The 13,951-nt window shown below is 66.7% G+C and carries 11 protein-coding genes and 1 riboswitch; of the genes, 5 read left to right on the forward strand and 6 right to left on the reverse strand.

All coding sequences use genetic code 11. The annotated features are described in order from the left end of the window. Positions 1 to 90 precede the first annotated feature (90 nt). On the reverse strand, positions 91 to 456 hold the full coding sequence (gene gcvH, locus HLH25_RS03425) for a glycine cleavage system protein GcvH (protein ID WP_182972737.1): 366 nt from the start codon (positions 454 to 456) through the stop codon (positions 91 to 93). A gap of 36 nt (positions 457 to 492) precedes the next feature. After that, on the reverse strand, positions 493 to 1,626 hold the full coding sequence (gene gcvT, locus HLH25_RS03430) for a glycine cleavage system aminomethyltransferase GcvT (protein WP_182972738.1): 1,134 nt from the start codon (positions 1,624 to 1,626) through the stop codon (positions 493 to 495). A 198-nt stretch (positions 1,627 to 1,824) separates the two neighbouring features. After that, a riboswitch (glycine riboswitch) is annotated at positions 1,825 to 1,912 on the reverse strand. 125 nt (positions 1,913 to 2,037) lie between these two features. On the opposite strand from gcvT, the gene HLH25_RS03435 reads away from it, so the two are divergent. Continuing rightward, a complete protein-coding gene (locus tag HLH25_RS03435) occupies positions 2,038 to 2,343 on the forward strand; it encodes a putative quinol monooxygenase (RefSeq protein ID WP_182972739.1) in 306 nt (101 codons plus the stop codon). An 87-nt stretch (positions 2,344 to 2,430) separates the two neighbouring features. Here HLH25_RS03435 and HLH25_RS03440 read toward each other — a convergent pair whose 3' ends face one another. Next, a complete protein-coding gene (locus HLH25_RS03440) occupies positions 2,431 to 3,384 on the reverse strand; it encodes a hydrogen peroxide-inducible genes activator (protein ID WP_182972740.1) in 954 nt (317 codons plus the stop codon). 101 nt (positions 3,385 to 3,485) lie between these two features. On the opposite strand from HLH25_RS03440, the gene HLH25_RS03445 reads away from it, so the two are divergent. Then, entirely contained in the window at positions 3,486 to 4,940 is a 1,455-nt protein-coding gene (locus HLH25_RS03445; protein WP_182972741.1) for a catalase, read from the forward strand. A gap of 97 nt (positions 4,941 to 5,037) precedes the next feature. On the opposite strand, the gene speE is transcribed toward HLH25_RS03445, so the two are convergent. The 3 genes from speE to uvrA form a co-directional block, all read right to left on the reverse strand. Next, entirely contained in the window at positions 5,038 to 5,907 is an 870-nt protein-coding gene (gene speE / locus HLH25_RS03450) for a polyamine aminopropyltransferase (protein ID WP_182972742.1), read from the reverse strand. A 127-nt stretch (positions 5,908 to 6,034) separates the two neighbouring features. Beyond that, positions 6,035 to 6,496, reverse strand: coding sequence for an adenosylmethionine decarboxylase (gene speD / locus HLH25_RS03455; RefSeq protein WP_182972743.1), 462 nt, complete (start codon positions 6,494 to 6,496; stop codon positions 6,035 to 6,037). Between the two features lie 160 nt (positions 6,497 to 6,656). Beyond that, positions 6,657 to 9,587 (reverse strand): excinuclease ABC subunit UvrA, encoded by a 2,931-nt coding sequence (uvrA, locus tag HLH25_RS03460; RefSeq protein ID WP_246401152.1) that lies wholly within the window; start codon positions 9,585 to 9,587, stop codon positions 6,657 to 6,659. Positions 9,588 to 9,870: 283 nt separating this feature from the next. Between uvrA and ssb the strand changes: the two genes are divergently transcribed. The 3 genes from ssb (at position 9,871) to coaD (ending at position 13,917) form a co-directional block, all read left to right on the forward strand. Further along, positions 9,871 to 10,446, forward strand: coding sequence for a single-stranded DNA-binding protein (gene ssb / locus HLH25_RS03465; protein WP_182972744.1), 576 nt, complete (start codon positions 9,871 to 9,873; stop codon positions 10,444 to 10,446). Between the two features lie 167 nt (positions 10,447 to 10,613). Next, positions 10,614 to 13,415 (forward strand): DNA gyrase subunit A, encoded by a 2,802-nt coding sequence (gene gyrA, locus HLH25_RS03470; RefSeq protein ID WP_182972745.1) that lies wholly within the window; start codon positions 10,614 to 10,616, stop codon positions 13,413 to 13,415. Further along, complete coding sequence (gene coaD, locus HLH25_RS03475) at positions 13,408 to 13,917, forward strand: pantetheine-phosphate adenylyltransferase (protein WP_182972746.1); 510 nt, start codon at positions 13,408 to 13,410, stop codon at positions 13,915 to 13,917. The genes gyrA and coaD overlap by 8 nt, the downstream gene beginning before the upstream one ends. Positions 13,918 to 13,951 lie beyond the last annotated feature (34 nt).

Below are 13,951 nucleotides of genomic sequence, written 5' to 3' on the forward strand. Positions count from 1 at the left end.
CAGAAACGGTGTCGAGAAACTGTTTTAACGAACCATCCACCGGCACCCCGAAACGCGGGACCGCGCATCGGCGCGCCGGCGGGCCGGTCTTCAGCCGATCAGGGCGGCGTAGCCGTCGGCGTCCAGCAGCGCGGCGAGCTGCCCGGCATCGGCGATGCGCAGCTTCAGAATCCAGCCTTCGGCCTCCGGGTCGCGGTTGACCAGCGACGGATCGTCCGACAGCGCCGCGTTGAACCCGACGACGGTGCCCGACACGGGGGCATAGATGTCCGACGCGGCCTTGACCGATTCCACCACGGCGGCGCTGTCGCCCTGCGCGACCTCGGTGCCTTCGTCCTTCGCCTCGACGAAGACCAGTTCGCCCAGTTCCTCGGCGGCATGGGCGGTGATGCCGACGATGGCGACATCACCCTCGACGCGCAGCCACTCATGTTCTTTCGTGTAATAGACGGTCATGTTCCGATCTCCATCCAGCAGGTCAGCGTTTGAAATTCAGCGTTTGAAACCGGGGGCCACGAACGGCAGCGCCGCCACGGTGGCCGGCAGATAGCGCCCGCGCAGTTCGGCGAACAGGGGCGTGCCCGTCGCGGCGAACGCCGTTTCCACGTAGCCCATGGCGACCGGCCCGCCGAAGGTCGGGCCGAACGCGCCGGAGGTTACATGCCCGACCGGCTGCGTGCCCGCCTCGTCGGCGAACAGGCGCGCCCCGCCCCGTACCGGCGCGCGGCCCTCGACCGCGATGCCCACGCGGCGCCGGCTTACGCCGCCTTCGATCTGTCCCAGAATGATGTCGGCGCCGGGGAAGCCCCCCGCCCGCGCCCCACCGGCACGGCGGGTTTTCTGGATCGACCATTCCAGCGCGCCCTCGACCGGCGTCGTCTCGCGGTCGATATCCGATCCATACAGGCACAATCCGGCTTCCAGCCGCAGGCTGTCGCGCGCGCCCAGTCCGGCCGGCGCCACCTCGGGCTCGGCCAGCAGCGCCTCGGCCACCCGCACGGCGGCATCGGCCGCCATGCCGAGTTCGAACCCGTCCTCGCCCGTGTAGCCGGACCGCGATGCCACGCAGGGCACGCCCGCCACCTCGAACGCCGCCACATCCATGAAGCGCATCTCCGCCGACGCGGGCGCCAGACGCGCCAGCACGGCCCCGGCCTGCGGTCCCTGCAACGCGATCAGCGCCCGATCGGGCAGCGGCTCGACAATGCAATCCTCGCCCAGCGCGGTTGCGATATGCGCCAGATCCGCATCCTTGCAGGCCGCGTTGACCACCAGGATCAGCGTATCGCCCAGCCGCGAGACCATCAGGTCGTCAAGGATGCCGCCCTTGCCGTCGGTCAACTGCGTATAACGCTGGCGCCCCGTCTTCAGCGACAGGATGTCGGCCGGCACCAGCCGCTCCAGCGCCAGCGCCGCGTCCTCGACCCGCCCCGAGCGCGCATGCAGATGCGCCTGCCCCATGTGCGACACGTCGAACAGGCCGGCGGCATTGCGCGTGTGCTGGTGCTCGGCCATCACGCCGGCGCGGTACTGCACCGGCATTTCATAGCCCGCGAACGGCACCATGCGTCCGCCCAGCGACAGGTGCAGGTCATAAAGCGGCGTGCGCAGCAGCGAATCGCTCATGCCGCCCTCCGGGCGCCGGCAGCGCCATGCGCGAGGGACGGATCGCACCGATCCGAACATGAGAAAACAAGGAAAGACGGCCAACGTGACATGAACAGAGCCTCCTGAACCCACAACCGGATCCGAATGCCCCTTCTGTCGGTTTGCCTGAGATCGCTATCCCGTCGGCGGACGCGCGAGGCGCCTCTCTCCAGAAGTCGAAGCCGGGCGGTCCTTTGGCCTGAGAGTTTCCGGGGCGGTTGCTCCTTCGGCGCCGGCTCTCGCCAGTCTCTCCCGCGTCAGCATCCGGATGCTTCGCATATGTTGCGCAATCAAGTCAATCGTCCTCACACCGCCGCGAGGGGTGGATCGCAGGCCCCCGGCGCCCTACCCTTGCCCCCCGGACACAAGACGACAAGGAGGCGCGTGACCATGGACGCCACACCACTGACCATCCTCGCGGAATTCACCACAACCGACGAAAACCGCGCGAAATTTCTGGAACTCTGCGCTTACGACGCCGAACGCTCGGTCGCCGACGAGCCCGGCTGCCATGCCTTCGATGTCCTGTTGCCCGAGGACGCACCGCATACCGTCATCCTGCACGAGATCTATACCGACCGCGCGGCATTCGACAGCCACCTGAAGACCCCGCATTTCAAGGTCTTCGACGACGCGGTGCGCGACCTGGGTATCCAGACCGTCGCGGTGCGTCTGCTGGCGACACACCGCGCCTGAGCGCGACCAGCCCGTCCCGGCCGGCTGTATCGAAGCCGGCGGGATCGGCTGGTCGGCCGCGATGGGGCGGCAGGCGCCGGGGCGGATTTATCGCCCCGGCTTTTTGCTGGCCGGTCTTTTGGGGCTTGTACCCAGCTCCTGGGCCAGTTGCGCGAAGAGCGGGGCGCGCGGGTCGGTGGCGCGCCACCACAGCCCGATGGTCCGGCCGATTTCGGGCGATGCGAACGGTATGGCGCGGGAGAAGCCGCGAGCCTCGGTGTCGGTATCGACCGCCAGCGCCGGCATGACGGCGATTCCCTCGCCGGCATCGACCATGTAGCGCAGCATTTCCACGCTGGTCGCGATCGGGCCGTCGAGACCCGGATGGAGCGGGACGGACGGATCGCACAACGAGACGGTCTGGTCGCGCAGGCAATGGCCGGGATCGAGGAGCATCAGGTCGGCACTGTCGAGATCGGCGGACGACAGCGCGGATTTCGCGGCCAGCGGGTGGGTACGGGGGACCAGGACGCGAAACGGCTCGAAGAACAGGACGGCGGTGGCGATGCCGGTGTCCGGCGCGGGCATCGCCGCGATAACGATATCCAGCGTGTAATCGAGCAGGTGCCGCGTCAGGTCCGCCGTCCGGTCCTCGGTGAGGCGCAGCGCGATGTCCGGATGGGCGGCGCGAATGTGCCGCAGCAGCGTGGGCATGTAATACGGCGCCAATGTCGGAATGATGCCCAGCGCCAGGGGGCCGGCCAGCGTGTGCCCGGTGCCGTGCGCCTGCTCCATCAGGACATGCGCGTCGCGGACGATGCGTTCGACCAGGGGGATCAGGGCCGCGCCCCGCCGGGTCGGACGGGTGCCGCGGCGCCCGCGCTCGAAGAGCGTGCAGCCCAGCAGGGCTTCGACCTTGCGGATCTGCTCGCTGAGGCCGGGCTGGCTGACGCCGCAGGCATGCGCGGCCTGCCCGAAATGGCCGGTGCGGCTGACCGCGAGGACATAATCGAGATCGCGCAAAGTCAGGCCGGCGAGGGAGCGCGAGGGAGGGAAGGACATACGATAGGTGTAGCCTATCAATTTTATAATGAGAATCGATTTTATCTATAAATCATGGGGCGGTAGGCAGGGATCGTATTCTTTCCGGAGAGGAAAACGCCATGTCCGACCAGAGTGTCCGCCCCGTCCTGACCACCAGTGCCGGCGCGCCCGTCCCCGACAACCAGAACAGCAAGAGCGCCGGCCGGCACGGCCCGCTGCTGCTGGAAAACTATCAGTTGCTGCAAAAGCTGGCCCATCAGAACCGAGAACGCATTCCCGAGCGGGTGGTGCATGCCAAGGGGTCCGGCGCGTATGGCCGCTTTACCGTCACCGGGGATGTCACACGCTATACGAATGCCGCGATCTTCGGCGAGATCGGCAGGACGACCGAGGTACTGGCCCGGTTTTCCACCGTTGCCGGAGAGCGGGGGGCCGCGGATGCCGAGCGGGACGTGCGTGGTTTCGCGCTGAAATTCTACACCGACGAAGGCAACTGGGACCTGGTGGGGAACAATACGCCGGTCTTCTTCATTCGCGACCCGATGAAATTTCCCGATTTCATCCATACGCAGAAGCGTCATCCGCGTACCAACATGCGCTCGGCGACGGCGATGTGGGATTTCTGGTCCCTGAGCCCGGAAAGCCTGCATCAGGTCGCGATCCTGTTCTCGGACCGTGGGTTGCCGCGCGGGTATCGCTTCATGAACGGCTACGGCAGCCATACCTATTCGTTCTGGAACGATGCGGGCGAGCGGTTCTGGGTGAAGTTCCATTTCACGACCCGGCAGGGGCATCGCCACTGGACCAATGACGAGGCCGCCGGCATTGTCGGCCAGGATCGGGAAAGCGCGCAGCGCGACCTGTATGACGCCATCGAGGGCGGCGATTTCCCACGCTGGACGCTGTCGGTCCAGATCATGGCGGAGGCCGATGCCGCGCGGCAAACCTTCGATCCGTTCGACCTGACCAAGGTCTGGCCGCATGCGGATTTCCCGCTGGTCGAGGTGGGCGTGCTGGAACTGAACCGCAACCCGGCGCATTATTTCGCGGAAATCGAGCAGGCGTCGTTCTCGCCGTCCAATATCGTGCGCGGAATCGGCTATTCGCCCGACAAGGTCTTGCAGGCACGCCTGTTCGCCTATGCCGACGCCCATCGTTATCGCGTCGGCACGCATTATGAGAGCCTGCCGGTCAACCAGCCGAAATGCCCGGTTCGGACCTATCATGCCGACGGGGCGATGCGTTTCGACGCGCCGCGCGGAACCGATGCGTATTACGAGCCGAACTCGTTCGGCGGCCCGGTGGAGGACGCGCGGGCGAAGGAACCGCCGCTGATGCTGGACGGAGCGGCGGGATATTACGACCATCGCACGGGCAATGACGATTACAGCCAGCCCGCCGCCCTGTTCCGCCTGTTCGACGATGCGCAGAAACAGCGTTTCTTCGCGAATATCGCCGCCGCGATGCAAGGCGTTCCGGCCGATATCGTCGAACGCCAGTTGGGGCATTTCGCCAAGGCCGATCCGGCCTGGGCGGAGGGCGTGCGCCTGGCGTTGGCGCGCGCTGCCGGCTGATCTCCGGGATTCATCTCTGAATTTCGGAGTCAGGACACCGTATTAGCAGCGGTGGGGAGAGCCCTGGTCATGCTCTCCCTCCCCCAGGCATCCGATCCTACTTCGACGCCGGCAGATGTTTGGCGATATAGGGCGGCAGGTTGAAGGCGCCGGCATGGATCTCCGGCGTCCAGTAACCGGTCGTCCCCAGGATGCCCGCCTGCTCGGCCCGCGCGCGGATCGTCTCGACCGCATGCAGGGCCGGGTTGGTTCCCTTCGCCGCCACACCCAGCGTCATGAAGCCGCCGACATAGGTCGGCACCGCCGCCACATAGGCCGAGACATGCGGAAAGAACTGCGCCCGGCGCAGGCTGGTCTCGCGCAGTTCGTCCGCCTGCATGAACGGCACGCCGCACTGGTTCACGATGATGCCGTTGGGCGTCAGGATTCGGGCGCAATGCGCGTAGAACGCATCGGTGAACAGTACCTCGCCCACCCCGATCGGATCGGTGCTGTCGACGATGATGACATCGACCGAGCCGCTTTCCGCCTTGGCGACGTAGTCGATGCCGTCGCCCACGATCACGTCGGCGCGCGGGTCGGTCCAAGCATCGCCGGCGATGCCCGGCAGGAACTGTTTGGACAGTTCGATCACCGCCCCGTCGATCTCGACCATCACGGCACGTTCGACGCCACGATGCTGCAACACGCGGCGCAGCACGCCACCATCGCCGGCACCGATGATCAGCACGCTCTTCGCATCGCCATGGGCCAGCACCGGCACATGCGTCAGCATTTCCTGATAGACGAACTCGTCACCCTCGGTGATCTGGATCACCCCGTCGAGCACGAGTACGCGGCCATGCGTCTCGCTTTCGAAAACAACGATATCCTGGAAGGGGCTTTTGGTACGGGCCAGTTCCTTGCGAACACGGAAACGCTGCTGCCAGCCGTCATAGAGTGTTTCGCCGATCCATGCGTCGGTCATTGCCTGTGTCTCCCCGGCACGAAAATGGACACATAAAAAAAGGCCGGACGAATCCGGCCCTTAAACTCCTGCGCGGCCTGACGCCGCACCGGACGGTCGGGCGCCGGCCAGGCCGGCACCCTCGCCATCAGGCGACCCGGCCGCGACGCTGCTCGTCCACGACCACCCGGTCCGCCTGGAACAGGCGCTGCATCACCGGGATCGCCAGGTGCGGGTCGCACGCGCCGCACATGAAGATGTCGACGGCGGCGAAATTCCGCTCCGGCCACGTGTGGATCGAAATGTGGCTCTCGGCCAGCACCACCACGCCCGACACGCCGCCATTGGGCGTGAAGTGATGGAAGTGGCTGTGCAGGATCGTCGCCCCCGCCGTCACCGCCGCTTCGCACAGCGTACGGTCGATCTTCTCCGGATCATCGAGATTCCGGGCGTCCCAGAGGTCGACGAGAAGATGCGTCCCCGCAAACTTCATCCCGTCCCGCTCGACGAAATAATCCTTCCGATCCTCGTCAGACGAAGACGGAGCTGAAGACATCTGGATATTGCTCGGGAGTTCCGAGACCATCCCCAGCTGAGCAAGTGCGTTCATCACGTACCCCCAAACCAGTAGACAGCCTGTTGGGCGGGATCGCCCCCTTGGGCCAAGGGGGCCGCTGATAAGGCGTTCCCCCTGTCAACGCAAGAACTTTTGCCCCCTAACCCCGTTTTTTTTCGTCCCTTTCACACAAGCTTCTTTCTCCGGGCGGCATTCAGGCTTTCGCGCGGCGTTTCCGCCCTTTGGACGGCGCGGGCAGAAGCGGCGCCAGGAACCGCCCGGTATGGCTTTCCGCACAGGCCGCGATGTCCTCGGGCGTGCCCTCGGCCACGATCCGGCCGCCGCCGTCGCCACCTTCCGGCCCCATGTCCAGCACCCAGTCCGCCGTCTTGATCACGTCCAGATTATGCTCGATCACCAGCACGGTATTGCCCTGGTCCACCAGGGCGTGCAGCACGTCCAGCAGCTTGCGCACATCCTCGGAATGCAGGCCCGTCGTCGGCTCGTCGAGGATGTACAACGTGCGCCCCGTCGCACGGCGCGCCAGTTCCTTGGACAGCTTCACCCGCTGCGCCTCGCCGCCCGAAAGCGTGGTCGCCTGCTGGCCCAGCGCGACATAGCCCAGCCCGACCTGTTGCAGGATGGCCAGCCGGTCGCGGATGCGCGGCACGGCGGAGAAATACGGCAGGGCTTCATCCACCGTCATCGCCAGCACGTCGGCGATCGACTTGCCACGGAATTTCACATCCAGCGTTTCGCGATTGTAGCGCGCGCCCTTGCAGGTATCGCAGGTCACGAACACGTCGGGCAGGAAGTGCATCTCGATCTTCAGCACACCGTCGCCCTGACACGCCTCGCACCGCCCGCCCTTGACGTTGAACGAGAACCGGCCGGGCTTGTAGCCGCGTGCCTTGCTCTCCGGCAGTTCTGCGAACCAGTCGCGGATCGGCGTGAACAGGTCGGTATAGGTCGCGGGGTTCGAACGCGGCGTGCGGCCGATCGGCGACTGGTCGATATCGATGATCTTGTCCAGCAGGTCCATGCCGACGATCCGGCGATAGGGCGCCGGATTCTGCCCCGACCCCATCAGGTGCCGCGACAGCGCCTTGTACAGCGTATCGATCACCAGCGTGGATTTGCCGCCGCCGGAGACCCCGGTCACGCAGGTAAAGGTGCCCAGCGGAAAGCGCGCGGTCACGTCATGCAGGTTGTTGCCGCTGGCCCCTTCCAGCACCAGCATCCGCTTGGGGTCCACCGGCCGGCGCTTTTCCGGCACCGCGATCTGCCTGCGGCCGGACAAATAGTCGCCCGTCAGGCTGGCCGGGTTGGCCGCCACCTGCTCCGGCGTGCCGATCGCCACCACATGGCCGCCATTGACGCCCGCCCCCGGCCCCATGTCGATCAGCCAGTCGGCCGAGCGGATCGCATCCTCGTCATGCTCCACGACGATCAGCGTATTCCCCAGCCGTTTCAGCCGCTGCAACGTGCCCAGCAACCGCTCGTTGTCGCGCTGGTGCAGGCCGATCGACGGCTCGTCCAGCACGTACAGCACGCCCGTCAGGCCCGACCCGATCTGGCTGGCCAGCCGGATGCGCTGGCTCTCGCCGCCCGACAGCGTGGCCGATCCGCGCGACAGCGTCAGGTAATCCAGCCCCACATCGTCGAGAAAGCGCAGCCGGTCCAGGATCTCGCGCAGGATGCGCCGCGCGATCTCGGCCCGCTGCGGCGTCAGCGTCGCCTCCACGGTGCCGAACCATTCCAGCGCCCGCCGGATCGGCAGGTCGGACGCCTGGGCGATGGTGCGGTTCGCCACCCGCACCGACAGCGCCTCCGGCCGCAGTCGCGCGCCATGGCACACATGGCACGGCTTGTCGGACTGGTAGCGCGACAGTTCCTCGCGCACCCACACGCTGTCGGTCTCGGCCATCCGGCGGCGCAGGTTGGCCACCACGCCCTCGAACCGCTTGGTCAGGCTGTAGCTCTTGCGGCCGTCGCGGTACTGGAAGGTCACCTCGTCCTCGCCGCCCTCCATGATCACGTCGCGCACGCCCGCCGGCAGGTCGCGCCACGGCGTGTCCATCTTCACGCCGTAATGGGCGGCCAGGCTTTCCAGCGTCTGCTGGTAATAGGGGCTCTGCGTGTTGCGCCACGGCGCGATGGCCCCGGCCGCCAGCGACAGCGATTCGTCCGGCACGATCAGGTGAGGGTCGAAGAAGGTCTCGGTCCCGATCCCGTCGCAGGCCGGGCAGGCCCCCTGCGGGGCGTTGAACGAGAATAGCCGGGGCTCGATCTCCTCCAGCGTAAAACCGCTGACCGGGCATGCGAAGCGCGAGGAAAACACGATATGCGGCGGCGCCTCCGCCCCGTCGCGCACCACTTCCTCGGCATAGACCAGCCCGTCGGAGAGGCCCAGCGCGGTCTCGAAACTGTCCGCCAGGCGGGATTCCACGCCCGGCCGCACCACTACGCGATCCACCACGGCCTCGACCGTATGGCGCAGCTTGCGGTTCAGGTCGGGCACGTCGGCGATCTCGTACAGTTCGCCGTCCACCTTCACGCGGGCAAAGCCCTTGCGCTGCAAGTCCGCCAGTTCCTTGCGGCACTCGCCCTTGCGGTCGCGCACCACGGGCGCCAGCAGCATCAGCCGGGTGCCCTCGGGCAGCGCCATCACCCGGTCGACCATCTGGCTGACGGTCTGCGCCTCGATCGGCAGGCCGGTGGCCGGGGAATACGGCACGCCCGCCCGCGCCCATAGCAGGCGCATGTAATCATGGATCTCGGTAATCGTGCCGACGGTCGAACGCGGATTCTTCGAGGTCGTCTTCTGCTCGATGGAAATCGCGGGCGACAGGCCCTCGATCGCGTCCACATCGGGCTTGCCCATCAGTTCCAGGAACTGCCGCGCATAGGCCGAGAGGCTCTCGACATAGCGCCGCTGCCCCTCGGCATAGATAGTATCGAACGCCAGCGACGATTTGCCGGAGCCCGACAGGCCCGTTACCACCGTCAGCGCATCGCGCGGAATCTCGACATCGACATTCTTCAGGTTGTGCGCCCGCGCGCCGCGCACCCTGATGGTCTGCGTCCCGTGCAGCGGGGTCGATTCTGTCGGCGCGGCCGCAACCGGGCCGGATCGCTTCGCCATGATGTCCGCATCTCCGTTCTGCTCCGGCATGACGGAGCGCATCGTTCACACTCTGTTCTGCCGGATTCCGCCGCCGTCGCCAAGATCCAGCCCCCGGAAAAGACCGCCGCGCGGCGTCCGGCCGGCGCGGGCGGGCCACATGCAGGTATCATCCGGCGGCCATCTGGGTTAGGATCGCGGGTGAGTCCCGTCCCCCAACCGCACCGGTCCGGGTGGACGGTTTTTTTTGAGGGGGCGGCGCTCTGGTGCGCGGCCCCGGACCGGACAGCGGCAGGGCAGTACTATGGCGGGTAGCGTCAACAAGGTCATCCTCGTGGGCAATCTGGGGAAGGACCCGGAAGTCAGGAACAGCCAGAACGGCGCCAAGATCGTCTCGCTGACGCTGGCCACCAGCGACAGCTGGAACGACAAGGCATCGGGCGAGCGGCGCGAGAAGACCGAGTGGCATCGCGTCGTCATCTTCAACGAGCGCATCGCCGACGTTGCCGAGCGTTTCCTGCGCAAGGGCCGCAAAATCTATCTGGAAGGCTCGCTCCAGACCCGCAAATGGACCGACCAGTCGGGGCAGGAACGCTATACGACCGAAGTGGTCGTGGACCGTTTCCGTGGCGAGCTGGTGCTGCTGGACAGCAACCGCGGCGGCGAAGGCGGCGATGATGCCGGCGGCGGATATGGCGGTGGCGGTTATGGCGGCGGCGGCGGATACGGCGCGCCGGCGGCGGCTCCGCGCCAGATCGGCGGCGGACGCGGCAACGCGGGCGGCGGCAGCCATGGCGGCCCCGGCGCGCCGGCCGGCGGTGGCGGCTGGGACGCCCCGCACGGTGGCGGCAGCGACCTGGACGACGAAATTCCGTTCTGAGGCGGGCCTCCGCCCGGCCCGAGGCCCTGTCGGGCCTCGTCGCCGGGCGCGGTTTTTCCCCGGCCGGCACTCTATGCTAGGGTGGTCTCATCCACCTGCGCCGGACCAGTTCCCGCCATCCGGCGCGCCCGGCGCAAGAGAGATGGCACTGACATGACGGATATGCCTTGACCGAGATTCCCGACTCGCCGCAGCCGCCGGCCCCTTCCGACATCGTTCCGGTAACCGTCGAGGAGGAAATGCGTTCCTCCTACCTCGCCTATGCGATGTCGGTCATCGTCAGCCGCGCCCTGCCGGACGTGCGGGACGGGTTGAAGCCGGTCCATCGGCGCATCCTCTATTCGATGCGCGAAAGCGGGTTTACGCACGACAAGCCCTATCGCAAATCGGCCCGCGCGGTCGGTGACGTGATGGGTAAATACCATCCGCACGGCGATTCCTCGATCTACGACGCCATGGTCCGCATGGCGCAATCCTGGTCGATGCGCGTGAAGCTGATCGACGGCCAGGGCAATTTCGGTTCGGTTGACGGCGATTCTCCGGCCGCGATGCGGTATACCGAAGCACGCCTGGCCAAGGCCGCATCCTTCCTGCTGGACGATATCGACCGCGATACCGTCGATTTCCAGCCGAACTACGATGAAAGCGAGCAGGAACCCAAGATCCTGCCCGCCACCTTCCCCAACCTGCTGATCAACGGCGCCTCGGGCATCGCGGTCGGCATGGCCACCAACATCCCGACCCACAATCCGGGCGAGATCATCGACGCCACGCTGGCGCTGATCGCGCAGCCGGACCTGACGCTCGAAGACCTGATGAAGATCGTGCCGGGGCCGGACTTCCCGACCGGCGGCATCATCCTGGGCCGCGCGGGCATCCGCAGCGCGTTCGAGACCGGGCGCGGCTCGGTCATCATCCGCGCCCGCGCCGAGATCGAGGATCTGAACCGCGACCGCCACGCGATCATCATCACCGAGATCCCGTATCAGGTGAACAAATCGACCTTGCAGGAACGCATTGCCGATCTGGTGCGCTCCAAGCAGATCGAGGGCATTTCCGACATCCGCGACGAAAGCGACCGGTCGGGCATGCGCATCGTCATCGAGGTCAAGCGCGACGCCACGCCGGAAGTGGTGCTGAACCATCTCTACCGCTTCACCCAGCTTCAGACCTCGTTCGGGGTCAACATGCTGGCGCTGGATAACGGCCAGCCCCGCCTGATGGGGCTGAAGGACGTGCTGGAAGCCTTCATCACCTTCCGTGAAGAAGTCATCCTGCGTCGCGCCCGCCACGACCTGATGAAGGCGCGCGACCGCGCCCATCTGCTGGTCGGGCTGGTCATCGCGGTGGCGAATATCGACGCCGTGATCGCGCTGATCCGCTCCGCCCCCGACGCCGCCAGCGCCCGCGCCGCGCTGATGACCACGCCGTGGGACGCCGCCGATATCGAGCCGCTGCTGGCCCTGATCCTCGACGAAGGCAACGTGATCGTCGACGGCAAGGTCCACCTGACCGAGGCCCAGGCCCGTGGCATCCTGGAGTTGCGCCTGCAACGCCTGACCGGGCTGGAGCGCGAGAAGATCCAGCAGGAACTCTCCGAAGTCGCGGAAAAGATCAGCGAGCTTCTGGAGATCATCGCCAGCCGCCCGCGCCGTATGAACGTGATGCAGGATGAGCTGGCGGCGATCCGCGCCGAACTCGCCACCCCGCGCATGACCGAGATCGCCGATTACGCCGGCGACCAGACGGACGAAAGCCTGATCGAACCCGGCCAGATGGTGGTGACGATCACGCGCGAGGGCTTCATCAAGCGCACGCCGCTGGACATCTTCCGTGCGCAGAATCGCGGCGGGCGTGGCCGCACCGCCGCCGGCCGCCGGGGCGACGACATCGTGGTGCGGTCGTTCAACGCCCATACCCATCAATGGGTGCTGTTCTTCTCCTCGGGCGGCAAGGCGTATCGCGAGAAGGTCTGGCGCCTGCCCGAGGCCAGCCCGACGGCCAAGGGCCGGGCGCTGATCAACCTGCTGCCCGACCTGGGCGGCGATTCGATCACGGCCGTCCTGCCCCTGCCGCAGGACGAGACGCTGTGGGAGAACCTGCATCTGGTCTTCGCCACGGCCTCGGGCACCGTGCGCCGCAACCGGCTGAGCGATTTCCGCAATATCCGCGCGTCGGGCCTGATCGCGATGAAGCTGGATGAAGGCGACCGGCTGATCGGGGTCGCGACCTGTCGCGAGGGGCAGGACGTGTTCCTGGCCACGCGCAAGGCGCGCTGCATCCGCTTCCAGATCACCGACGACACGTTGCGCGTCTTTGCCGGGCGTGACAGTTCGGGCGTGCGCGGCATCCGCCTCGGCGAGGGCGACGAGGTCAACAGCCTGTGCGTGCTGAACCATGTCGAGGCGACGGTCGAGGAACGCGCATCGTATCTGCGGCTGGCCAACGCCCGCCGCCGCGCGGAACTCGCGGCCAGCCAGGGGAGCGAGGACGCCGACGAAGCTGCGAACGACAGCCCCGACGCATCGGACGAAGAAGCGGTACCGGCCGATTCGGTCATTGATCCGGAACGATTCGCCGAACTCGAACTGGCCGAGGAAATCCTGCTGATCGTCAGCAATGCGGGTTTCGGGCGCCGGTCGTCGGCCTACGATTATCGTGTGAGCGGCCGTGGCGGCCAGGGTATCTCCAACATGACCTTCACCTCCGGCAAGCGGGGGAACGAGGTCGTGGCCACCCTGCCGGTGATCGGCGGCACGGATGTCATGCTGGTCACGGATGCCGGCCGCCTGATCCGCGTGCCGGTCGATCAGATCCGCGTCATGTCGCGGCAGGCCAGCGGTGTGACGCTGTTCCGGCTGGACGCCACCGAGCACGTCATCAGCGTCTTCCCCGTCATGGAAAATGACGATGAGGGCGACGACGCGGCGGAGGAAGATGCCACCCCCGAGGAGACCCCCGATGCCTGATACCGGGCCGCGCACGGGCTTCTATCCCGGCACGTTCGACCCGGTGACCACCGGTCATCTGGATATCGTCGAGCGTGCGGCGCGGCTGGTTGACCGGCTGATCATCGGTGTGGCGGAAAATTCCGGCAAGCAGCCATTGATGCCGCTGGACGAGCGCATCACCTGCGTCACGGAGGAAACCCGTCCCATCGCCGAACGGACGGGCAGCCAGATCTCGGTCATCGGGTTCAGCAACCTGCTGGTCGAGGAGGCGCGCACCCATGGGGCGACCCTGATCGTGCGCGGGCTGCGGGTGGTCACCGATTTCGATTACGAGGTCCAGATGTTCGGCATGAACCATCATCTGGCCCCCGATATCGAGACGGTGTTCCTGATGGCCACCGAGCGCAGCCAATATATCTCTTCGCGGCTGGTGAAGGAGGTCGCCCGCCTGGGCGGCGACATCACCAGCTTCGTTCCCCCCTTCACCCGCCAGCGCATCCTGGCGCGGCTGGGGGGATAACGCCGGTCGCGCGGCCCCTTGCCGCGCGGCACGC

This window comes from Gluconacetobacter dulcium (assembly GCF_014174165.1).
Classification (GTDB): domain Bacteria; phylum Pseudomonadota; class Alphaproteobacteria; order Acetobacterales; family Acetobacteraceae; genus Gluconacetobacter; species Gluconacetobacter dulcium.